At 36.4% G+C, this 24,491-nt stretch carries 18 protein-coding genes and 1 pseudogene; 8 read left to right on the top strand and 11 right to left on the bottom strand.

The features are described from left to right. The 5 genes and pseudogenes from I3217_RS08555 to I3217_RS08535 all read left to right on the top strand — a co-directional run. Positions 1-297 (top strand): annotated as a pseudogene (locus tag I3217_RS08555) (thiol:disulfide interchange protein); the annotation flags it as partial. A gap of 142 nt (positions 298-439) precedes the next feature. Continuing rightward, the gene (locus I3217_RS08550) at positions 440-1,624 is read left to right on the top strand and encodes a Pycsar system effector family protein (protein ID WP_435049344.1); all 1,185 of its coding nucleotides are present in this window, start codon (positions 440-442) and stop codon (positions 1,622-1,624) included. A gap of 7 nt (positions 1,625-1,631) precedes the next feature. After that, the gene (locus I3217_RS08545) at positions 1,632-3,977 is read left to right on the top strand and encodes a hypothetical protein (protein WP_435049343.1); all 2,346 of its coding nucleotides are present in this window, start codon (positions 1,632-1,634) and stop codon (positions 3,975-3,977) included. Between the two features lie 16 nt (positions 3,978-3,993). Then, entirely contained in the window at positions 3,994-7,650 is a 3,657-nt protein-coding gene (locus I3217_RS08540) for a metallophosphoesterase (RefSeq protein ID WP_435049342.1), read from the top strand. Between the two features lie 116 nt (positions 7,651-7,766). Next, entirely contained in the window at positions 7,767-8,582 is an 816-nt protein-coding gene (locus I3217_RS08535; protein ID WP_435049341.1) for a hypothetical protein, read from the top strand. A 98-nt stretch (positions 8,583-8,680) separates the two neighbouring features. Here the strand turns inward: I3217_RS08535 and I3217_RS08530 are convergent, their stop codons facing one another. The 4 genes from I3217_RS08530 to I3217_RS08515 form a co-directional block, all read right to left on the bottom strand. Further along, positions 8,681-9,496, bottom strand: a complete 816-nt coding sequence (locus I3217_RS08530; protein ID WP_435049340.1) for an anti-sigma factor domain-containing protein — start codon at positions 9,494-9,496, stop codon at positions 8,681-8,683. Between the two features lie 9 nt (positions 9,497-9,505). After that, complete coding sequence (locus I3217_RS08525) at positions 9,506-10,039, bottom strand: RNA polymerase sigma factor (RefSeq protein WP_435049339.1); 534 nt, start codon at positions 10,037-10,039, stop codon at positions 9,506-9,508. 67 nt (positions 10,040-10,106) lie between these two features. Beyond that, positions 10,107-11,120, bottom strand: a complete 1,014-nt coding sequence (gene murB, locus I3217_RS08520) for a UDP-N-acetylmuramate dehydrogenase (protein WP_435049338.1) — start codon at positions 11,118-11,120, stop codon at positions 10,107-10,109. Continuing rightward, the gene (locus I3217_RS08515; RefSeq protein ID WP_435049337.1) at positions 11,120-12,310 is read right to left on the bottom strand and encodes a pyridoxal phosphate-dependent aminotransferase; all 1,191 of its coding nucleotides are present in this window, start codon (positions 12,308-12,310) and stop codon (positions 11,120-11,122) included. Before I3217_RS08515 ends, murB begins: the two co-directional genes overlap by 1 nt. A gap of 202 nt (positions 12,311-12,512) precedes the next feature. Here I3217_RS08515 and I3217_RS08510 point away from each other — a divergent pair, with 202 nt between their 5' ends. After that, on the top strand, positions 12,513-13,838 hold the full coding sequence (locus I3217_RS08510; protein WP_435049336.1) for an aspartyl protease family protein: 1,326 nt from the start codon (positions 12,513-12,515) through the stop codon (positions 13,836-13,838). Positions 13,839-13,893: 55 nt separating this feature from the next. Here the strand turns inward: I3217_RS08510 and I3217_RS08505 are convergent, their stop codons facing one another. Beyond that, positions 13,894-14,319: a DUF1573 domain-containing protein gene (locus tag I3217_RS08505; RefSeq protein ID WP_435049335.1), complete on the bottom strand. Its 426-nt coding sequence runs from the start codon at positions 14,317-14,319 to the stop codon at positions 13,894-13,896. A gap of 279 nt (positions 14,320-14,598) precedes the next feature. Between I3217_RS08505 and I3217_RS08500 the strand changes: the two genes are divergently transcribed. After that, positions 14,599-17,232 (top strand): valine--tRNA ligase, encoded by a 2,634-nt coding sequence (locus I3217_RS08500; RefSeq protein WP_435049546.1) that lies wholly within the window; start codon positions 14,599-14,601, stop codon positions 17,230-17,232. Between the two features lie 50 nt (positions 17,233-17,282). Here the strand turns inward: I3217_RS08500 and I3217_RS08495 are convergent, their stop codons facing one another. From I3217_RS08495 to gcvP, 4 genes are all read right to left on the bottom strand, one after another. Next, entirely contained in the window at positions 17,283-18,134 is an 852-nt protein-coding gene (locus I3217_RS08495; protein ID WP_435049334.1) for a glycosyltransferase family 2 protein, read from the bottom strand. A gap of 24 nt (positions 18,135-18,158) precedes the next feature. Then, a complete protein-coding gene (locus I3217_RS08490; RefSeq protein ID WP_435049333.1) occupies positions 18,159-18,680 on the bottom strand; it encodes a methyltransferase in 522 nt (173 codons plus the stop codon). A 25-nt stretch (positions 18,681-18,705) separates the two neighbouring features. After that, entirely contained in the window at positions 18,706-19,764 is a 1,059-nt protein-coding gene (locus tag I3217_RS08485) for a 3-oxoacyl-ACP synthase III family protein (RefSeq protein ID WP_435049332.1), read from the bottom strand. A gap of 106 nt (positions 19,765-19,870) precedes the next feature. Further along, on the bottom strand, positions 19,871-22,720 hold the full coding sequence (gene gcvP, locus I3217_RS08480; protein WP_435049331.1) for an aminomethyl-transferring glycine dehydrogenase: 2,850 nt from the start codon (positions 22,718-22,720) through the stop codon (positions 19,871-19,873). Between the two features lie 120 nt (positions 22,721-22,840). Between gcvP and I3217_RS08475 the strand changes: the two genes are divergently transcribed. Next, positions 22,841-23,677 carry a hypothetical protein gene (locus I3217_RS08475; protein ID WP_435049330.1) on the top strand — a complete coding sequence of 279 codons (837 nt, stop codon included), beginning with the start codon at positions 22,841-22,843 and terminating at the stop codon, positions 23,675-23,677. On the opposite strand, the gene I3217_RS08470 is transcribed toward I3217_RS08475, so the two are convergent. Further along, the gene (locus I3217_RS08470) at positions 23,669-23,929 is read right to left on the bottom strand and encodes a hypothetical protein (protein WP_435049329.1); all 261 of its coding nucleotides are present in this window, start codon (positions 23,927-23,929) and stop codon (positions 23,669-23,671) included. The genes I3217_RS08475 and I3217_RS08470 overlap by 9 nt on opposite strands. Before the next feature lie 2 nt (positions 23,930-23,931). Then, the gene (locus I3217_RS08465; protein ID WP_435049328.1) at positions 23,932-24,486 is read right to left on the bottom strand and encodes a sigma-70 family RNA polymerase sigma factor; all 555 of its coding nucleotides are present in this window, start codon (positions 24,484-24,486) and stop codon (positions 23,932-23,934) included. Between the last annotated feature and the right edge of the window lie 5 nt (positions 24,487-24,491).

The following is a 24,491-nucleotide window of genomic DNA, read 5'->3' as shown; positions in this document are numbered from 1 at the left end:
CCAGAAATCCTGAATATTTTAAAGAACGATGTTGTGTTGATCTCACTTTATGTAGACGATAAAAAGGAACTACCGGAAGATATGAAAGTAGAATATGCTTCCCGTCCGGGTAAGTTTATGAAAGATTTCGGTGATACGTGGAGCGACTTACAGGCAAGCAGATATAAAGCAAACTCTCAGCCATTCTATGTTATCATGGATCATAAGGAAAATACCTTAATCGAGCCAGTAGGTTATACACCAGATGTAGCCGAGTATAAAACCTGGTTGAATGAAGGTATTTCAAAGTTTAAATAAGGTTTAAACTGAAAACTTAAAAATAAAAGCCCTTTAGAATCTGATTTCTGAAGGGCTTTTTAGGTTTTTACCTAAGGCTGGATTAATTCCGGTTCAAAGTAATGTGAGCGGTTTTCAGTGTAAATTTGACTATATTTAATCTATGAAAGACGTATTACTGGCGGAAGCCGAAGGTTTTGTGCGTAAATTGTTTGAGGAGAAACTATCGCCCAAAAATTTTTATCATAATATAGAGCATACACAACGGGTTGTTGATGCTATTGAAGAGTTAGTAAAGTTTGAAAACTGTAGTGAACAAGATGTTTTTCTATTAACGTTAGCTGCCTGGTTTCATGATTGCGGATATATAGACCAGGATGAGAATAATGAAGAAATAGGCGCCAAAATTGCGCGTGATTTTTTGGGTAATAGAGCAATGCCGGAACAGGAAATTGCTGAAGTAGAACAACTGATTTTAGCAACAAAAGTTGGTGTGCCGCCTAAAACGCATTTAGAGAAAATTATTAAAGATGCCGATTGCAGCCATGTTGCACTACCATCGTTCTCAGAAACTTCAGAGCAGTTGCGACTGGAAATAAAGTATAAAAAGGAACAGGACATTTCAGAATTAGACTGGCTAAAGCAAAATGTTACTTTTCTATGCAACCAAAAGTTTTATACCGATTTTGCTAAAAGCAAATGGGAGCCGCTTAAAGAAATTAATGTGTTTGATTTAAAACAGAAATTGGCGAAGCTAGAGGAAAAACAGGCCAACAAGATTAAAAATAAAAAGTCTGGACGTGGGGTAGATACGATGTTTAGAGTGGTGTTAAAAAACCACATTGAGTTGAGTGCTATTGCAGATACAAAAGCAAATATTTTATTGTCTGTAAATGCCATTATAATTTCTGTAGCGCTGTCTAATCTGGTACCTAAACTGGATAATGCTTCAAATAGCTTTCTGGTATACCCTACACTTATATTAATGCTTTTTAGCGTGGCTTCGGTAATTTTATCTGTACTATCAACGCGGCCCAATGTCTCTAACGATAAAAATCTGGAAGCATCTGCCATTCGGGATATGATAAAAAATAAAACTACTAATATTTTATTCTTTGGTAACTTTTATAAAATGTCTTTGCAAGATTTTGAATGGGGTATCGACTACTTGATCGAAAATGAGGATACCTTATATAATTCGCTCACTAAAGATTTATATTTTCTGGGTTTAGTATTGGAACGTAAGTATAGATTGTTACGAATAACATATACCGTTTTTATGATTGGTATTATTGTTTCTGCACTTTCATTTTTAGTGAGTTATAACTTTTTGGCAAACATAAAATAGATACAGTATGGGACAATTAGGAACAGGGCCGTTTAAACCTATAATTTCTTTTCGTTTTTTAAAGGAACGGTACACGACCTTACTGCATTCAGAGAATGTGATGGAGCAGATGCAGGCTAAATTTGTACTTGAAATTTTAGAAGCAAATCCAGTTTTGATTTCCGGGACTTCCACGCCTGAAGGTTTTAATGCATACACCAAAGAGATAGATCAGATTATGTCTTTTTTGTTCCCATCTGTTTTAACAGACAATGAAATTAAGGCAGCAGTATATCCATACTCTAACCAGAGTTTTTATATTTCCAATCGGTTTAAACAAATTAATGCTAATACAACATCCGATACTTCGGAAGTCTTTCAAAAACTATTCAAAGATTCGGATGAGTCTATAAATTTAATGACTTATGCCATAATCTTAAATGAGTATTATGGTTTTAATGTAGATTTTGGGCGACCAAAACATTTAAATCTGGATGACGGTTCCGGAAATTTAAAAAGTTACAGGGTGACGTTTAATGCGGACTTTATGGAAATGTATCCTAATGAAAATGCCATTGAAATAACACCCGACATTCTGGATGAATTACTAACTAATGCACATGATTTGAATGTGTGGAATCATTATTTTCCTGAGAATTCCTGGACGATTGAAGGTTTTGGAATTTTAAATATGATTGATGTTACTTTGGATCATCAAATAGATGAATTTAAATCCCATTTAATTCAACCCGGAAAGGAAGTATTTCAAAATATTATCCAAGACCTTAGAAAGATTTTCGGAATTCACGATTTACAGGTCGGCAGTTATAAAGTGGATGGAAATAAACTGTCTTTACCATTCGAAAAGGGTTTAGGTACATTAAGTATAAATAAAAACGACACTTTATCTTGTAATAATTATGCCTGTAAGCATATTTATAAACAATTATTTAAAGATCACGTCCCTACGGTAATTTCGAATGTAGAACGGTATTATAAGAAAAATAATGGTAATAAATTAAGTAAGACCTTACTGGCTAAAAATTTAAAAAGTGTCATTTTACTCCCTGTTAAAATAGATGGAGACCTTAAGTTTATTATCGAATTGGCTGCATATAAGGTTAATCAGTTAAACGCCATTAATATGGTGAAACTGGATACTATTATGCCTTTTATTATGAGTTATTCGAGACGTTCCATTACGGAATATGAAAATGAAATTAGTGCGGTAATTCAAAATGAATGTACTTCAATTCATCCGGCAGTTCAATGGCGTTTCGTAGAGGAAGCAAGCGCATATATTCAGAACAGGAATCTTGGAAAGTCGGCAAATTTCAAAGAAATTGTGTTTGAAAATGTACAGCCATTATATGGCCAGATAGATGTGGTAGGGTCTTCGGAGGCTAGAAACCATGCCATTAAATCAGATCTCAATCAGGCTTTGGAAGATGCTAAATTAGCGTTACAGGAGTTATTGCAAAACGATAGAATGCCTTTTTATGAGCAACTTATTTATTTGATAGATAAACATGTATTTGAATTAAAGGCTGAATTTCATAGTTCCACGGAGCAGGAAATTCATTTATTTTTTGATAAGAAAATTTTGCCTTTGTTTAGGCATCTCGATAAAAGTGAGCAAGAAACGCCAGCGGTAAATGCCTTTTTAAAAGCGCTGGATCCGGAATCTCATTCTTTGTATGTGGCCCGAAAGAACTACGATGATACTTTAAATTTAATTAATACGAAACTGGGGAATTTTCTGGATAAAAAACAGGAACAGGCTCAAACTATTTTTCCTCATTATTTTGAAAAATTCAAAACAGATGGTATTGAACACAACATGTATGTGGGGCAGTCTATAGCCGAACACGGTAATTATCATCCTTCAGTTTTATATAATCTTAGGTTGTGGCAGTTGCAGGTTATGTGCGAAATGGAGGCCATGTATTACGAACAGCAAAAGGAATTATTAGTGTCTTTAGATGTAGCCTCTTTAATTCTCGTGTACGAAGGGCCTTTAACGATTCGCTATCGTATAGATGAAAAACATTTTGATGTAGATGGGGCTTATAACGTGCGCTATGAAATGATTAAAAAACGTATTGATAAAGCTTTCATTAAGGGGACGAACGAACGTTTAACACAACCTCATAAATTATGTGTGGTATATGCCAGTAATGAAATAGAGCAGGAGTATCTTAATTATTTTGAATTTTTGCAGTCTAAAAATTACATCGGAAATACTGTTGAAATCGTAGAACTGGAAGAATTGCAGGGTGCCAGCGGGATAAAGGCTATACGGGCAGAAATTAACCAGAATCTTCAAAGAGAGGAGACCTTGTTTTCTATAGCAGATTTAGAGCGTTCTCATTAATACACACGGTCGGTAAATGAAGAAAATATTACTATTAATTGTATTTACTTTTAGTTATTCCTGTGCAACATTTAAGTCTATTCAGCCTAAACCACTAAAACAGGAACTGCTTAACATAAATAAGGAAACTGTTAATTTGTTTTTGGTTGGTGATGCCGGTAAACCTGATAAAAATAATGCTCCTAAAGCTCTATTGGCCATGCAGGAGTATTTTAAGAATGCCGATAAACATGATTTTCTTTTCTTTTTAGGTGATAATATTTACCCCAAGGGATTTCCTGCCAAGGAAGAAAAAGGACATGAGGCAGCTAAAGAAGCTTTAAAAGTACAACTTGATGTGGCCAGAACATTTCCGGGTCGTGTTTTTTTTGTACCGGGAAATCATGATTGGTATAGTGGTATCAAAGGTTTAAAACGGCAAGAACAAATGGTAGAAGATGTTCTGGGTAAAAACACCTTTAAGCCGGAAAATGGCTGTGCAATAGAGAGAATAAAAATTAATGAAAAAGTGGTGCTGCTACTGGTCGATTCGCAATGGTATATTACCAATTGGAATAAGCAGCCCGCGATTAATGATAAATGTGGAATAAAAACTAGAGATCGCTTTTTAGATGAATTTAGGAGCGAAATTAAAAAGGCTAGAGGGAAAACCACGCTGGTCGCTATTCATCATCCTATGTTTACTAACGGGCCGCATGGAGGGCAGTATACGTTTAAGGAACACATGAAACCTGTTCCTGTTTTAGGAACTGTTAAAAATATTTTGCGAACTACAACGGGTGTATCTAACGCCGATTTGTCCAACTGGTTTTACAATGACTTACGAAAGCACGTAATTGCGGCAGCACAGGAAAATGACAATGTAATATTTTTATCGGGTCATGAGCATAATTTACAGTTTATACAATCGGACAATCTTACGCAAATTGTTAGCGGTTCGGGATCTAAAACTACGGGGGTAAGACCCAGAGGTGCAGAACAGTTTGGTCTGGGAGCAAATGGATTTGCGGTATTAAATGTTTATAAAGATCAGACTTCAGACGTGCAATTTGTGGAGGCAGAGTCTAATGCTGTAGTGTTTAGAAAAGATATTAATACTTTAAAAAAGAAACCATTAATTAATTATCCCGAGCAATTTTTAGATTCCATTGAAGCTTCAGTGTATTCTAAGGAAGAAACTACTAAATCTCCTTTTTACAAGATGTTGTGGGGAGAACGATTTAGGACGTATTATAGTAAACCTGTTACGGCTAAAACGGTAAATCTGGATACTTTGTATGGCGGTTTAAAACCAGTGCGGAAAGGAGGAGGTACTCAATCCCGATCGTTGCGACTGGAGGATGCCCAGGGAAGACAATATGTAATGCGTGCTGTTAATAAAAGTGCTACGCAATATATTCAGGCAGCTGTATTTGGAGACCAATATGTAGAAGGACAATTTGATAATACCGAGACCGAGGCTTTAGTTAAAGATGTTTTTACTGGAGCACATCCTTATGCGCCTTTGGTAATAGGTACTTTATCCGATGCTACAGGCATCTATCATCTAAATCCGAAGTTGTATTATATCCCCAAGCAGAATGCATTGCAACAGTTTAATGATACTTTTGGTAATGAGTTGTATTTGTTTGAAGAACATGCATCCGATGGTCATTTGTACTTAGGGGGAAATAATTTTACAGGAGAAATAATAAGTACGCTGGATTTGATAGAAGAGATCCATTCTGATGAGGATATTGCCGTAGATCAGGAAAATTTTATGAGATCTAGGTTGTTCGATATGCTTATTGGTGATTGGGACAGGCATCACGATCAATGGCGTTGGATGGCTTTTAAGGAAAATGGTAAAACAGTTTATAAGGCTTTACCCAGAGATCGGGATCAGGCGTTTTCAATGATGTCCGAGGGTGTTATGTTAAGTGCTGGAGTAACGCTTATTCCGGCAGCGCGTGTTCTTCGTAAGTACGCACCGGATTTAAAGGATGTAAAAGGAGTAAACATGGAACCCTATCCTTTAGATATGGCATTTTTAACCGATATCGATAAAACAGTTTGGGATGCTCAGGTAAAATATATTCAACAACACATCACAGATTCGGTTATAGACGCAGCCTTTTTAGAATTACCGAAAGAAGTTCAGGATTCTACGGTAGTAAAAATGAAAAATTTATTGAAATCGCGAAGAAGTAATTTGCAGACTATTTCCGATAGATATTTTAAACTCGTAAATAAATTTGCTGTTATTACCGGGACAAACAAAGACGATTTTATTGAGGTTGAAAGTTTTGAAGATGGGACGGTTGAAGTATCGGTGCTCAGGAAAAAAGATGACACCGTTAAGGATAGGTTTCATCATAGAGTTTATAACCCGAATCAAACGCAAGAAATCTGGATTTATGGTTTAGACGATGATGATACGTTTGTTATCAAGGGAAAAAGCCGTAAAATTAAAATTCGTTTAATCGGTGGACAGAATAAGGATGACTATAATGTGGAAAAGGGGAAGAATGTTAAGATTTACGATTATAAAACAAAAGCAAACGATTTTAGTGAGGCGGGACATGCAAAAATTAAGCTTACAGATGATTATGAAACCAACGTTTACAACTACAAAAAATTAAAAAATAATACGAATCAATTAGTTCCTATTCTAGGAGCGAATCCCGATGACGGATTTAAATTAGGATTGGCAGAAACCTACACAACTTATGGATTTGAGAGAAATCCGTTTACCAGTCAGCATAAAGTTAAAGGGGCTTATTATTTTGCAACAAATGGTTTTGAATTATTGTATGCCGGCGAGTTTGCACATGTTTTAGGGCGATTAAATCTATTGATTGAAGTCGGATTCCAAAGTCCGAATTACACGCTTAATTTTTTCGGCTATGGCAATGAAACTTCAAATTTTGATGATGAATTTGGGCTGGATTATAATCGGGTAAAAGTACGGTCGTTTAACATATCTCCATCTTTGGTGTGGAATTCAAACAGAGGAAGTAAAATACAATTGGGTCTGGATTTTGAAACTGTGGAAGTTCATAAATCATCAAATCGATTTGTTCAGGATAACGGGGCATTATTACCACATTATATTTTTGAAGAAGTACAGTTTGGAAATGTTAATGCGGCTTATCATTTCTCAAACTATGATAATAAAGCATATCCGACTACAGGGTTATTATTTCAGTTAGATTTAGGTTATACTAAGAATTTAGACACCGCTAACAGAGGGCATGGCTATATAATACCTAAAATGTCACTAGTACATAAATTAAATTACAGCGGACGTTTGGTTTTGGCTTCTACAATTAAGGGGCAGGTAAACACAGGTGATGATTACGAATTTTACCAGGCAGCTGCCATCGGTGGAGAAGATGGTTTAAGAGGGTATCGAAATCAGCGTTTCACAGGGCATTCCGCCTTCTATCAAAATAGCGATGTACGCTATAGCTTTAGTAATTTAAAAACACCTGTTCTACCATTAAAAATAGGAGCGTACGGTAGTTTTGATTATGGTCGGGTCTGGGCTTCTCATGAGGATTCTGATACATGGCATAATTCTTATGGAGGCGGATTGTTTGCCAATGGAGCCGGGTTATTTTCTGCAAATATCGGACTGTTTAATTCATCTGATGGATTGCGGGTAGCTTTTGCGTTAGGATTTGGGTTTTAAAATCAATTTTATCCGTTGTACTTTGTATATTAAAGTTTTATGGGGACACTAATATATTTGTACACGGAAAATTGTATCTTGTATCTGCTATTTTTCATTAAAACCAACAACACATTATGAAAAGATTTTTTCGCCTTTTAATTTTTCCAGCTGTTTTACTGTTTTCTAATTTTAGCTATTCTCAGGAAGAAACAGCTACTCCGGCAAGTGAAGCCGATGCTTTAGCCAAGCAACTCCAAAACCCTGTAGCCAGTTTAATTAGTGTGCCGTTTCAGGGTAATATGGATTTTGGTTTCGATCCGGAAGACGGAACACGTTTTACCTTAAATATTCAGCCGGTAATACCTATAGGGATTAGCGAGGACTGGAATTTAATTGCTCGTGTTGTACTGCCTTTTATAAGCCAGCATGATGTTTATGGTAATAGTGGAACGCAGACGGGATTAAGCGATGCTGTTGTTAGTGCATTTTTTTCTCCTAAAGCACCAACTGCGGGTGGACTGATTTGGGGAGCCGGACCAGTGCTTTTAGTGCCTACGGCTACCGATGATTTATTAGGAACCAAGAAGTTTGGAATAGGGCCAACGGCAGTTGCTCTTAAACAGCTAGGTAGTTTTACTGTAGGTGGACTTATAAATCATGTTTGGTCTGTGGCAGGGGATAGTGACCGTTCTGATGTTAGTTCAACATTTATTCAGCCTTTTATTGCGCGTAACTTTGCAGGAGGCTATGCTTTAGCATTAAATACAGAATTTACACAAAATTGGGAGGCAGACGCGAGTAGTGGAGCAATTAATATTGTAGGGTCTAAAGTTATTACCATAGGCTCTCAAATGGCTCAGTTGCTGTTAGGTCCAAGAATTCTCTATGGAGGCGGAACCACTGGCGACTGGGGAATTAGAGGAGGATTGGTGCTATTGTTTCCGAAATAGTAGGATTTATAAAATTTAATTTTTTCAGCTCAAACTAAAAAAAGCCTCAATGTATTGGAACATTGAGGCTTTAAAATGTGTTAGAATTTTTAGTTGATTTAATCTCTGCTTTTTAAGGAAATTTCGGCTACCGAATTCTCTAAAGACGCATTAGTATTTCCTCCTTTAGGCTCTATGGTAATATTAAGCCCTAAAGCATTTTCGGTGTAAGGTATTGCCCTTAACTGTCTGTCTGCTTCATCCAGTATTCCCAGGTTTACCATTTTACCTTCTAATTCTGCCCAAATCTGGTAACATTGCTCTTTTGGTAATTGTGGTAAAGAAACCACATCTATCATCGATGTTTTTTCTTTAGGGTTAATGTAAGCTACAGTTTTTAAATTCTTCGCTCTGTTATTGCCTTTTATAACATATTTCTGAGTTTCAGGATTGTTCAGTTGTTTAAACTGTGCCATCAATTCATCCAGTTTTTTGTTATTCATGTCAATATCACTACGCAAATCAAAAATTTCATCGACAACCACTTGGTTCTCTTCTTTTAATTCCTGATTCTGGATGTAAAATATCGATGAGGCACCGGCAAATATCACTGCGATTAAACTCGCAGCGATTGAGGTGTATCTTAAGAATACCGCTCTTCGTCTTGTTTTTACTTTTAAAGGTAAAACAGGAGTGTCTTCGGTCTCTTCGGCAATAGCGTTGTAAACATTTTCTAATACAGATGCTGGCGCTTCAACAGCATGATATTTAGATACAATTTCTAAATTATGTTGTAAGGTGTTGTAAGCGTGTTCTACTTCTGGATACTTAGAAATATAGGTCTCTACTAATTCTGCTTCTTTTTTAGAAGTCGCTCCTATCAGATAATTTTCTAACAGGTCAGAATTTAAAAATAAAGTAATTTTTTCATTCATAACATTAATTTATTTTGGATCGTAGATTTTTTTTAATTCTCGAAGTCCAATTTTCAATCTCGATTTTATAGTCCCAAGCGGAATGTCTAGTTCTTCGCTTGCTTCCTGTTGTGTCATACCCTCAAAAAAGAGTGCATTTAGTACTATTTGGTACTTGGGGTCGATAGACTGAAGGTGTTTTCGGATATCCATCACATCCTGATTTAAGCCTTCTGCCGATAACTTATATACGTGAGAAACTTCAATCTGGACTTCCTTTGTATCTTTATTAGATACAGATCTTACTTTGTCAATCGCTGTATTATAGGCAATGCGATATAACCAGGTAAATAACTTGGCTTTACTCGGGTCGTAAGTTTTTGATTTTTTCCAGACTTTTATAAAACTTTCCTGAAGGACGTCCTGTGCTAAATCCTCATCGGAAATCACTTTCGATATAACACCAAGCAGTGTGTCAGCATAATGCTGATACAGTAAGCCCATTGCTTTTTTATTGCCGTGCTTTAAAAGCCCGACGATTTCCTGTTCTATAGGTGCAATCAAAATTAAAGGGTTTAGTTAGTGTCGTTAAATCAATAGTCCTTAACCAAAGTTAGCTAAATTATTGCTATTATAATATATTTACTTCTGATTCGATATGGATATTGAATATGCGAAGTATGGTTTTTTGAATTAATTGAGAGAATTTAAAAATGTCTTCACCTTTGGCATTTCCGTAATTTACTAATACCAGTGCCTGATTTTTGTGCACTCCGTATTGTCCCATATTTTTGCCTTTAAATCCTGCTTTTTCTATGAGCCAGCCGGCAGGGACCTTGACTTCGTTATCTGAAACCTTATAGCAGGGAGCTTCTGGGAACTGTGCTAATAGCGCGTTGTATTCCTGAGTGGAAATGACAGGGTTTTTAAAAAAACTTCCACTGTTACCCATATCTTTAGGATTTGGTAATTTGCTGTTTCTTATATTAATTACAGCTTTTGAAACATCCTGAATAGTAGGATTGCTTACGCCTAATGATTCAAGTTCAGAAGTAATAGCACCGTAATTGGTGTGCAGTGTGTGGTTGGTTTTACTGAGTCTAAACGACACACTTGTAATAATATATTTACCTTTGGCTTCATGTTTAAATATGGAGTTTCTATACCCAAATTTACAGTCTGCATTGTTAAAGGTTTCAATTTTTTTTGTTTGTAGGTTTAGGGCTTCGCATGAGTAGAAAACATCTTTCAATTCGACACCATAAGCACCGATATTCTGAATTGGAGACGTACCAACATTTCCAGGAATAAGCGATAAGTTTTCCAGTCCGCCAAAATCCTGATCCAGACACCACAAGACAAAATTGTGCCAGTTTTCTCCAGCATTGGCTTTTACTATGACCTCATTATCGGATTCTGATACAATCTCAATACCTTTAATTTGGTTAAGAACAACCAGAGTATCCAGGTCTTTGGTAAGCAGGATATTGCTGCCACCACCTAAAATAAAAATTTCAGGGTACTGTTCTAAATGTAAAACAGCTACTAAATCTTCGAGAGTAGATACCGCAACAAAGTGTTTGGCTACGGCATCTATTCCGAAGGTATTATAAGGTTTTAAAGCTATGTTATGCTGAATCTGCACTAGTCTTTATATACTTTTAAGGCTTCTTTTAAAATGTTTACCGCTTTAATTAAACTTGGTTTATTTAAGACGTAAGCTATTCTTATCTGATTTAATCCTACACCTGGTGTTGAATAAAACCCTCCCGCAGGAGCTACCATCACAGTTTCTCCGTCTACATCGAACGATTCTAATAACCACTGAGCAAAGGCATCAGAATTTTTTATAGGTAATTCCGCGATACAGTAAAACGCTCCTTTTGGCGCTCCAACTTTAACACCTTCAATTTTATTTAATTCTTCTATTAAGGTGTTACGTCTGTCTACATATTCTGTACTTACTTCATCAAAATAGCTTTGCGGCGTATCTAAGGCAGCTTCACTAGCAATTTGAGCTAAGGTAGGCGGGCTTAAACGAGCCTGAGCAAATTTTAATGCTGTACTGATTACTTCCTTGTTTTTAGAAACCAAACAACCAATACGAGCACCACACATACTGTAACGCTTAGATACAGAATCAATCATTATGGCATTTTCTTCTAAACCAGGAACAGACATTATGGAATGGTGTTTAACTCCATCGTAAGCAAACTCTCTGTATACTTCGTCTGCTATAACAAATAAATCGTGTTTTTTAACTAAAGCGGCTAATTGCTGGATTTCTTCTTCCGAGTATAAATATCCGGTAGGATTACCAGGATTACAAATTAAAATAGCCTTTGTTTTAGGTGTGATTAATTTTTCAAATTCCGAAATAGGAGGTAAGGCAAAATTGTCTTCAATTTTAGAAATTACAGGAACAACTTTAACTCCCGAAGCTGTTGAAAACCCATTGTAGTTAGCATAAAATGGTTCTGGAATAATAACTTCATCATCAACATCCATTATACTTCCAAAGGCAAATAATAAAGCCTCACTACCACCAGTTGTAACGATAATATCAGAATGAGATACCTCTATATTATGGTTTTTATAATAGTTGGCAATTTTAGTTCTATACTGTTCAGATCCTTCAGATCTTGAATACTCTAAAGTTTTTAAGGTATTGTTTTTTACAGCCTCTAGTGCAACTTCCGGAGTTTTAATATCTGGCTGACCAATATTTAAATGGTACACCTTTTTACCTGCTTTATAAGCTTGTTCAGAAAAAGGAACCAATTTACGAATAGGAGATTCGGGCATAGCAAGCCCTTTATTGGATATTTTAGGCATTTTGAAATTTTTAAAGCGCAAAGTTGCAAAAATATTCTTGAATTTTTCTTAAAACTTGATTATAAAAATAGAGTGTAAATAAATTGTTGTAAATTAATGTTAGTGTATTTTAAGAATTAGTAAATTATATCATGAAATAGTAATGGTATTCTTAATTTATTAAATAAATACTGTTGATTTTAAATTTTAATCTCGAATTCAAGTGAAACTGCCGGCTTACATTTTATTTGTTGTTTTATGTTGTTTTCAATGGGGATATGCACAGAATAAATTTAGACTCCCGGATCACCAGAAATCCGATAAAATTAAATTTAAACTTATTAATAATCTCATCGTATTACCTGTTGAAGTTAACGGTGTGGACTTGTCTTTTCTTTTAGATACCGGAGTGGCTAAACCCATAGTGTTTGGGTTTTTTAATGAAGAAGATACGCTCCAGATTAGAAATACAGAAGCATTTTTTTTGAGAGGTTTGGGAGAAGGCGATGCGTTTGAAGCCTTAAAATCTAAAAACAATACGTTTAAAATAGGGGAGGCGGTGTCCTCTAATCAGGATCTCTATGCTATTTACGATTCCAGTATTAATTTTACGCCTAAACTTGGAGTGCCAATACACGGGATAATTGGGTATGATCTGTTTAAGGATTTTGTAGTCGAAATTAATTATAGTGCCAAGTATATTAAATTGTTCGATCCAGAATATTACGATTATAAAGCATGTCGGGACTGCGAAACTTTAAATCTGGAATTTTACAACAATAAACCGTATTTGAATTTGGAAGTTCAGGTCGATGGAAATTTTATTCCAGTAAAACTGCTGATAGATTCAGGAGGTAGTGATGCATTGTGGTTGTTCGAAAATAAAAATCTGGGGTTACATGCCAATTCGGAGTACTTTATAGACTTTTTAGGTCATGGATTAAGTGGTAGTGTATATGGAAAACGGTCCAAGATAGACGCTTTAAAATTAAAGGGCTTTTCGTTTGAGAATGTAAATGTGGCTTACCCCGATTCGAGCGATGTGTTTATGGCTAAAAAATTTAAGGATAGAAATGGAAGTATCGCAGGAAATGTTCTCATGCGTTTTAATATGATTGTTGACTATAGAAAGGCTAAACTGACCTTAAAGCGAAACCGATATTTTAAAAAGCCATTTCGTTATAATATGAGTGGAATTGAACTGGAACATCACGGTGTACAGTTGGTAGCGGAGTCTACTATGGAGTTTTTAAGACAAATTTCGGATAACAATATCAAGATTGATTTTGGGAGTACCCCAGAATATAATATGATGGTAAAACCTGCGTTTGTAATTGTAGAATTGCGGGAGGATTCCCCGGCTAAACGCGTAGGGTTATTAGTGGGCGATGTGGTTATAAAAGTGAATAACAGAGACGCTTCCAGTTATAAACTTCAGGAAATAATGGAATTGTTTTATGGTGAAGAAGGTGAAGAAATAAAAATGGAGGTAGATAGAAACGGGTTCGAGTCTCATTATAAATTTCGTTTGGAATCGCCATTAAAATAAAAACCCCTTAAAATTTATTTAAGGGGTTTCTAATATGTTTAAAAGCAATTTAAATTTATTGTTCTACAACGCTTTTAGTTTTTTTTTCCATAACCTGAGCTTTGCTAGGGTCAATTACTTCACCTTTAATTTTTAAAGCCACTGTTGGTGTGTCAGCATTAGAAATTACAGTAATTGTTTTTCTAATAGGCATAACTCTGTTCGTGTCGTATTTTACTTCAATCTGTCCGGTTTCACCTGGTAAAATTGGAGCATCTGGTTTTTTAGGAACCGTACAACCACAACTAGATGTAACCTTAGATACGATTAATGGAGCATCACCTGTATTGGTAAATTCAAAAACCCGAACACCATTGGCGCCTTTTTCAATCGTTCCATAATCAATGGTTTCCGATTTAAATTTAATTTTAGCGACTTTGTCTTGTGCTTGGATTGAGAAACTTATTAATCCGATAAATAAAATAGTGATAAGTTGTTTCATCTTGTTATGTTTTAATTTTTAATGTAAACCTAAAGACTTTTCAGACAATATGCAAAAATATTAGATGAATTGCAGTTTAACCTAACGTTCATTTAATCTGTTTCATCCTAGAAATACCCAATATAATTTCACTTCAAAAATAAATATAAGTACTTTTGCATGTTTATATTCAAAAACTATTCCAAAGTGGGTAGTAGCTTTAGTGTAAAGATAATAAAGTCTTTATAATAAAAGCGCTTTTCATTTAAAGTTATAAAAGATTTAAAATAAATTATGCAGATTGATATTCCTTCAAAATACGATGCAAATACTGTAGAAAGTAAATGGTACAACTACTGGATGAAACATAATTATTTTCATTCAACACCAGACGAAAGAGAACCATATACCATAGTAATACCACCTCCAAATGTTACTGGTGTGTTGCATATGGGGCATATGCTTAATAATACGATTCAGGATGTACTTATTCGTCGTGCGCGTTTACAAGGAAAAAATGCATGTTGGGTACCAGGGACAGACCATGCCTCAATTGCTACCGAAGCTAAAGTTGTAGCTAAATTAAAAGAGCAGGGTATTGACAAAAATGATTTATCGCGCGATGAATTTTTAAAGCATGCCTGGGACTGGACGCATGAGTATGGCGGAGTAATATTAGAGCAGCTTAAAAAATTAGGATGTTCCTGCGACTGGGATAGAACCAAGTTTACGATGGACGACGATATGTCGGAAGCCGTAATAAAAGTGTTTGTTGACTTGTATAACAAGGGGCTGATTTACCGTGGTTACCGTATGGTAAACTGGGATCCGGAAGCAAAAACAACCTTGTCTGATGAGGAAGTAATCTACGAAGAAAAGCAGGGGAATCTTTATTACCTAAATTATAAAATTGAAGGTAGCGACGATACGTTAACCATTGCAACCACGCGTCCAGAAACTATTTTTGGAGATACCGCTATCTGTATCAATCCAACCGATGAGCGCTTTACACACTTAAAAGGTAAAAAGGCGATTGTGCCAATTTGTGGTCGCGTTATCCCGATGATTGAGGATGAGTATGTAGATGTTGAATTCGGAACAGGGTGTTTAAAGGTAACACCAGCTCACGATGAAAATGATAAGGTTTTAGGTGATAAGCATAATCTTGAGGTTGTTGATATCTTCAACGAAGATGCGACTTTAAACAGTTACGGATTACATTACGAAGGTCAAGATCGTTTTGAGGTTAGAAAGGCTATTACAAAGGAACTGGAAGAAATTGGCGCTTTAGTAAAAACTGAAGTTCATGTAAATAAAGTAGGAACCTCTGAGCGTACAAAAGCCGTTATCGAACCACGTTTAAGTGACCAGTGGTTCTTGAAAATGGACGAATTGGTAAAACCTGCTATAGAAGCGGTTTTAGGTGAAGATTCAGAAATTCAGTTATTCCCAAAGAAATTCGAAAATACCTACCGTCACTGGATGGAAAACATCCGCGATTGGAATATTTCACGTCAGTTATTATGGGGACAACAAATCCCTGCTTACTACTATGGCGACGGGAAAGAAGATTTTGTAGTCGCTGAAAGCCTCGAAGAGGCTTTGGTTTTGGCAAAACAAAAAACTAACAACCAGCAACTAACAACTAGTGACTTGCGTCAGGAAACAGATGCTTTAGATACCTGGTTCTCATCTTGGTTATGGCCAATGAGTGTTTTCGACGGTATTCGCAATCCTGAGAATGAAGAAATTAAATATTACTATCCGACGAATGATTTAGTTACCGGACCGGATATTTTATTCTTCTGGGTAGCCAGAATGATTATTGCCGGGTATGAGTATAAGGGGGAAAGACCATTTAATAATGTATACCTTACAGGGCTTGTTCGCGATAAGCAACGTCGAAAAATGAGTAAGTCTTTAGGGAACTCTCCGGATGCTCTAAAATTAATTGAAGATTTTGGTGCCGATGGTGTTCGTGTAGGTTTACTGTTAAGTAGTGCTGCAGGTAATGATTTAATGTTTGATGAAGCCCTTTGCCAGCAAGGAAAAGGCTTTGGAAATAAAGTATGGAATGCGTTTCGATTGATTAACGGATGGCAGGTTGCAGATATCGAGCAGCCTAAAGCTTCTAAAATTGCAATAGCCTGGTACGAAGCAAAGTTTCAGGAAACTTTGGGGGTAATAGAAGACCATTACAGTAAATATCGTATTAGTGATGCGTTAATGGAAACCTATAAATTAATCTGGAACGATTTCTGTTCCTGGTTACTGGAAATGGTAAAACCGGGATACGAGCAGCCAATCGATAAAACAACTTTTGCTGCTGTAATAGGTTTATTAGAAAATAATCTGAGAATTTTGCATCCGTTTATGCCATTCTTAACAGAAGAAATCTGGCAGCATATTACAGAGCGTTCGCCTGAAGACGCCTTAATCGTTTCTAAATGGCCGGAGCAAAACGAAGTAAATAAGACTTTAATTACTGAATTTGAATTTGCATCTGAAGTAGTTTCCGGAATTCGTACTATTAGAAAAGAAAAGAATATTTCGTTTAAAGACGCTATTGGTTTTTCTGTAATTAACAATGATAAAGTGTCTACAGCTTTTGATGAGGTAATTATCAAGCTGGGGAATTTAGAAGGTATTAATTACGTAAATGAAGCTGTAGAAGGCGCATTAACGTTCAGAGTAAAATCTAATGAATATTTTATTCCTATGGCAGGGGCTATAGATGTGGAAGCTGAAATTAAAAAGCTTTCAGAAGAATTAAATTATACTGAAGGGTTCTTAAAATCTGTGCAGAAAAAACTATCTAACGAACGTTTTGTTAATGGAGCACCGGAACAGGTAATTGCCAATGAACGTAAAAAGGAAGCCGACGCTTTAGCTAAAATAGAAACTCTTAAATCGAGTTTGGCGAGTTTACAATAAATTATTAGAGTGCCTTAAAAAAACACCTAAGCGAAGGCTTAGGTGTTTTTTTATGCTTTAAATTTTTGTAGCATGCCCTGCCATCTGAGTTTGCGTATAAAAATGCCTTGCTCTTTAGTAACTAAAGCTTCTGTTTTATTGGTTCTGGCTTTAAAATACCCCGTCATATAATCTTTAAACAGAGAAATATTTTTCTTTTTTAAGGCAAGTTTTAACGCAGAGATAGCTGTAATAGTAAAACCATACCGCATTCTATACATGGCTTCGCCTTGCATGTATTTGGAGCTTTTATTGTAACTCGCTCCTGTAGGTTTCAGGTGTTTTACGTGTAAAGATTCATCAGTAAGAATATCCCAATGGTAAAATTTGGCTAATAATTCGTCTATCGTGTCCCAGCCCATGGCGGGTTTTAACTGGCCTATATCTGAAAAACATTGTTTTCTATAGGATTTTAGAGCGCCTCTGATATGATCTTTATTGGTAAGTCCTTCCAAAACCCAGTTGTCGTTTTGTTTAATATAGCAAAATCCCGCTGCCATTCCCAGTTTGGGGTTGGCATTAAAATGGTCGGCTATGGTCTCTAAGTAATTCGCTGGAAAGATAAGATCGGCATCAAACTTACAGATTATGTCGTAGTCTTCATCCAGCGCATTTAAGCCTTTGTAGAATGCATTAATAATTTTAGATCCCGGTAAATGTTTGTCTTCAGATTTTACATTTATTAAAGAAATCCATGGGTGATTCTGCATGTAAGAAGAAACGATGTCCCCCGTAGCGTCGGTAGAATGGTCGTTTACAATTACAAGTTTTGTAGGTGTTATCGTTTGAGCAATAAGCGACTCTATAGTTAATGCAATGGAATCGGCTTCGTTATGGGCGGGTATAACAATATAGAATTTCAAAAATAGAATTTTTAAAGATCAAAGTTACACTCTTTCGGCATATACAATATAGTAGCGAGGAGTAAATTGTCTTAAAAGTGGTCTTATTCCAAGTTTTTTAGTGGGGTTGGTCCATTTATGTCGGGCCTTAATCTGCCATCCTGTTTTTTCTAAAAGCCAGTCGAATTGCCAGTCCTCAAATTCGTGATAATGACGATCGCGCATATCTGTTTTACTTCTGTAGGCACTCGCAAACCAAAGTTTTAACGGTACACTGGCCACCAGCTTTTTAGCTTTAATAGCTTTTAAAACTGTAAAAGGGGAGAGCAGATGTTCAAAAATTTCGAAAGCCGTTACTATTTCATCGTCAGAGTTTTCTATAGCACTGGTGTCGATGTCGAGATCTTCACCAGTGGTGTTTTTAACTTTATAGCCGTGGTTTTCCATAATTTCGGTAAAGGGGTTTACAACCCCTAAATCTAAAATCTGGGATCCGGTAGGGATGTGTTGCTCTAAAAATTCAATAGTATGTTTATACCGCTTATGCGGAAAATGACTTTCGTACATGTTAAAACCCGGCTTAAGGGTGTTTTTAATATTTGTAAATTATGGCATTTATGTGCATGCCGGCACCAACGCTTGCAAATATAATAACATCCCCTTGGTTTAACTCATGGTTTTCCAATTTATTATGTCTAACCAGGTCGAGTAAAGTCGGCACGGTGGCCACCGAGCTATTTCCAAGTTTGTTTATACTCATAGGCATAATGTGTTCCGGAATTTCGGTACGATATAAGCGATAAAAACGCTTTAAAATGGCTTCATCCATTTTTTCGTTAGCCTGATGAATAAATATTTTTTTGACAGCTGAAATGTCTTCTCCTGAGGCATCTAAAGCGCTTTTCATGGCGCTAGGGACGTGTTTTAAGCCAAATTCGTAAATTTTACGGCCTTCCATTTTAATGTATCGCGTTTCGCTGTCTACCGCCTTATTGTTGGTTTTTCCGTAGTATAAATAAAAAGCTTCGTCGTAAGTGTAACTGGCAGTTTCGTGGGCTAAAATGCCTCCGGTCTGGTCTGTTGCTTCTATTATAGTAGCGCCGGCTCCATCAGAAAAAATCATGGCATCACGATCGTGAATATCAATAACTCTGGACAAGGTTTCCGAACCGATAACCAGACATTTTTTTGCGATTCCCGCTTTGATAAAGGCCTGAGCCTGAATAACACCTTCTATCCAGCCCGGACAGCCAAATAAAATATCGTAGGCTACACATTTCGGGTTTTTTATACGAAGGAGGTGTTTTACACGTGAAGCGAGGCCTGGAAGAATATCGCTTTGAATAGAGTTGTGTTTAACATCTCCAAAGTTATGGGCAAAAATAATATAGTCTAAAGTTTCAGGATCTATATTGGCATCGTTAATGGCTTTTTCGGCAGCAAAAAAACCGATGTCTGAGGAGGAAATTTCGGGGCCTACATACCGACGTTCAGAAATGCCGGTAATGGCCTTAAATTTTTCAATAATGACAGTATTGTCATTTTCAAATTTAGAACCGTCATTGTTTAAAAATGTGTAGTCTTTAAATCCTGCGTTGGTTTTAACAACTGGAGGGATGTAACTTCCTGTTCCTGTGATTTTTATGTTCATAAAAAAGAAATTGCCTTTATAGCATGTTTTATCGTTTTCAAGATAAGAACAATAACTATAAAGGCAATGTTTTATGCTACCTATTTTACGATGTTCAACACCGTAATTAGGCTTCTATATAATCTTCTATTGGCGCACAGGTACAGATTAAATTTCGGTCTCCAAAGGCGTCATCTACTCGTCTTACTGAAGGCCAGAATTTATTATCCTTAACATACTCCAAAGGATAAGCGGCAGCTTCTCTTGAATATGGGAAATCCCAGTTGGAAGCTGTTAACATATCTAAAGTATGCGGTGCATTTTTCAGTACATTATTGGTGTCGTCTTTATCGGCGTTGTCAATTTCTTGTCTGATAGAAATTAAAGCGTCGCAAAAACGATCCATTTCCTGTTTGCTTTCACTTTCGGTAGGTTCAATCATTAAGGTTCCGGCTACAGGGAATGATACTGTAGGAGCGTGGAAACCGTAATCCATTAAACGTTTTGCAATGTCTGTTACTTCAATTCCGTTAGCTTTAAACGGACGACAGTCTACAATCATTTCGTGTGCAGCACGTCCACATTCTCCTGAATATAAGGTGTCGAAGTGGCCTTGTAAACGGGTTTTAATATAGTTGGCATTTAAGATTGCTGTTCTGGTAGCATCTAATAAGCCTTGAGCGCCTAACATTTTAATGTATCCGTAAGAGATTAAACACACTAAAGACGATCCGAACGGAGCGGCAGAAATAGCTTTAATAGCCTGTTCGCCACCGGTTTTAATTACCGGGTTTCCTGGTAAAAACGGAACTAATTGTTTAGCCACACAAATAGGACCAACACCAGGACCTCCACCACCGTGAGGAATAGCAAACGTTTTGTGTAAGTTTAAGTGACACACGTCTGCACCAATATTTCCTGGATTTGTTAAACCTACCTGAGCATTCATGTTGGCACCGTCCATATAAACCTGTCCGCCGTTATCATGAATGATTTTCGTGATTTCCTTAATGGCAGATTCGTAAACTCCGTGAGTAGATGGGTATGTTACCATTAAACACGATAAGTTATCCTTGTGTAGCTCCGCTTTCTCACGTAAATCTTCAACATCTATATTTCCTTCGGCAGTAGATTTTGTTACAACCACTTTCATTCCGGCCATAACCGCACTTGCAGGATTGGTTCCATGGGCAGAAGAAGGAATTAAACAGATGTTTCTGTGATGATCGCCACGAGATTCGTGGTACGCTTTAATAACCATTAATCCGGCGTACTCGCCCTGAGCACCAGAGTTTGGTTGTAAAGACGTTGCTGCAAATCCGGTAATTTCGGTTAACTGATCTTCTAAAGCTTTTAATACGGTTTGGTAACCTTCAGCTTGTTCTACAGGAACAAAAGGGTGAATACTTCCCCAGTTAGCCCAGCTTAAAGGTAACATTTCTGAAGCCGCATTAAGTTTCATAGTACATGATCCTAAAGAAATCATCGAGTGATTTAATGATAAATCTTTACGCTCAAGCATTTTGATATAACGCATTAATTCAGTTTCTGAATGATGCGTGTTAAATACTTCTGTAGTTAAAAATTCAGAAGTACGTTGTAATTCAGTATTGATATTGTTTACCTCTGCAACAGTTTCAATAACGATAGTTTCTTTTTGCGCGACTTCAGCAAAAATAGAAAGGATTGCATTAAGATCGGAAACAGAAGTGGTTTCGTTTATTGAAATAGTAACGGTATTCGCATCAGGGTAGAAGAAGTTGATTTCTTTAGCTTCAGCGATAGCTTTTACTTTTTCTGCATCTGCTTCAACTTTTAAAGTGTCGAAGAAGTTATTGTTTAGTTGCTCAAATCCTAAGGTTTTTAAGCCTTCAGAAAGGGCTGATGCATTATTATGCACTGTACTTGCAATAAACTCTAAACCTTTAGGTCCGTGATATACGGCATACATTCCTGCCATAACGGCAAGTAATACCTGAGCAGTACAAATGTTAGAGGTTGCCTTATCACGTTTAATATGCTGCTCGCGTGTTTGTAGGGCCATACGTAAAGCACGGTTTCCGTTCATATCTTTGGTTACACCAATAATACGGCCAGGTAAATCACGTTTGTAAGCTTCTTTAGTAGCAAAGTATGCAGCATGTGGTCCACCGTACCCCATTGGAATACCAAAACGTTGCGTTGTTCCAACTACCACATCTGCTCCAAATTTTCCAGGAGCTTCAAGTTTAACTAAACTTAAGATATCTGCAGCAACGGCTACTTTAATATCGGCTGCATTAGCATTTTCAATAAAGCTTTTAATATCTGTAATGGCACCGTCCTTACCTGGGTACTGTAAAATAGCACCAAAGAAATCTGAACCAAAATTGAAGCTGGCTTCTTCACCTACAACTAATTCTATACCGATTGGGTTTGAACGGCTTTCTAATAGCGCCAGTGTTTGTGGTAAAATAGCATCAGAAACAAAGAATTTGTTCACCTTGTTTTTTTTCTGATCTCTGCTTCTAACGGCAAATAATAAGCTCATGGCTTCAGCAGCAGCAGTACTTTCATCTAAAAGCGATGCGTTTGCAATTTCCATTCCGGTTAAGTCGGTAACCATAGTCTGGAAATTTAATAAAGCTTCTAAACGCCCTTGAGCTATTTCGGCCTGATATGGGGTATAGGCAGTATACCATCCTGGATTTTCTAAAATATTACGCTGAATAACAGCTGGTAAAATAGTTGGATGATATCCTAATCCGATATACGATTTGAATAATTTATTTTTATTAGATAACTCATGAATGTGAGTTAAGTACTCGTGCTCACTCATCGGCGCTTCAAGATTAAGCGGCTTTTGTAAGCGTATACCATCTGGTAAAGTCTCGTAAATAAGCTGGTCTAAACTGTCTACACCAATAGTTTGTAACATTTGGTCTTGGTCCGCTTGTCTAGGACCTATATGACGCAGTGAGAAAGCATTTGTGTTCATTAAATATTTAATTGTGATTTGCGGCGCAAAAGTACATAATTTAGTATGTTTTATTAGTATGAAAGGCTAAAGATTTTTGCTAAGTATTAGTGTTAAAGTAAGTTTGCCTATTTTTGTTTAATGCGCTTAGTAAAACGACTTTTTAAATTTTACCTCAATAGTAGTGTTCACGTGGCTTTAGCCGTTCTTGCCTTATCGTGGATTACGCTTATTAAATTTGATTTGCCATTTGATAAAGCTGTACTTTATTTCATTTTTTATGCCTCGATAACGGGTTATAATTTTGTTAAATATTTTGGGCTGGCAAAATTTCATAGAAGACAACTGGCAAACTGGTTAAAAGCGATTCAGTTTTTTTCTTTAATCTGTTTCATTCTCATGTTCTTTTATGCCTTTCAGCTGGAGACCACAACCATATTAATAATTGCTGGTTTTGGAGCCATTACGTTTATGTATGCTATTCCTTTTTTACCCAAACGCTTTTTTGTGGATAAACAAAATAATTTAAGAAGTATCAGTGGCTTAAAAGTGTATGTTATTGCTCTGGTTTGGTCTGGTGTAACTGTATTATTACCATTGATTAACGAGCATTACGAGTTTACCAATGACGTGTTAGTAACCTGTGTGCAACGCTTCGTGTTTATACTGGCTTTAATGTTGCCGTTTGAATTACGTGATTTAAAATACGATAGTTTAAAACTGGGAACCATTCCTCAGAAAATAGGGGTGAAGCGCACTAAGATGCTCGGGGTGTTATTGTGTTTGTTATTCTTTTTTATGGAGTTTTTTAAATCGGAAATAGAAGGAAGGCAAATTATAATTTTATTACTGGTCTCTTTTGTTTTAATACTGTTTACTCTATTTAGTCGCCGGGAGCAAAGCGATATTTATACTGCGTTCTGGGTTGAAGGTATTCCGATTTTCTGGTTGTTTTTAGAAGTATATCTGCTAGCTTAATAGCCGGGTGTTTTCCATTTCCCGTTTTAAATTTTCACGCATATCTTGTTTAGTAGAGGCATCTAAACACACGATATTCGATTTTTTAATAGTTTGGGTAAGTTTATGGTTTTGCTCTGTTCGGTCTTTACAATGAGCACAGACTATTAAGTGAATTTTCAATCTAAAGCGTTCCCAAAAGGAGGATTCACTGTATTGCGATTTATTACAAATGGTTGTAGCTTGTCTGCAGGACATTAAAAATTTACTCATAATTAAAACCAGTTTTTTTCGAGACAGATTGCTAAGGCTGTCCGGGCTCTATGGATTATTACCCAAAGATTAGACGGGGTAATATTTAATTCATTACAAATAACCTCGGTGTCGTAATCTTCTATGGTTTTCATTTTAAAAACGCGGGCTTGTTTTTCAGGGAGTTTTTCAAGACAGTTATATATGGCTTCACTCAGTTCCGTATTTTCTAAATTAAATTCGGCATTTCTGTAGCTGGTGTCTTCTACCTGTTCTTCCAGCCAGTCGCCGTCGTCTTCATTCGGACTACTATAGGAAATTCTAATTTCGGCCTGTCCTTTTTTAGAATTAATCTTACGATAATAATCTATGATTTTTCGTTTTAAAATAGAAATAAGCCAGGTGCGTTCACTGGCTTCCCCTTTAAAATTTTTCATCGATTTTAAGCCCGCAAAGAAGGTGTCCTGAACCAGATCTTTAGCAACTTCTACATCGCTGACTCTGGAAATGGTATAGTTGTACAGGTAGTCGGAATAGCGATCTACCCATTGAGATGCATCAATTTTATGGTTAGACATAAACC

Source organism: Formosa sp. S-31, from assembly GCF_051172795.1.
Classification (GTDB): Bacteria; Bacteroidota; Bacteroidia; order Flavobacteriales; family Flavobacteriaceae; genus Formosa.
Note: the sequence above shows the minus strand (reverse complement) of the source record. Positions and strands in the feature narration are given on the sequence as shown.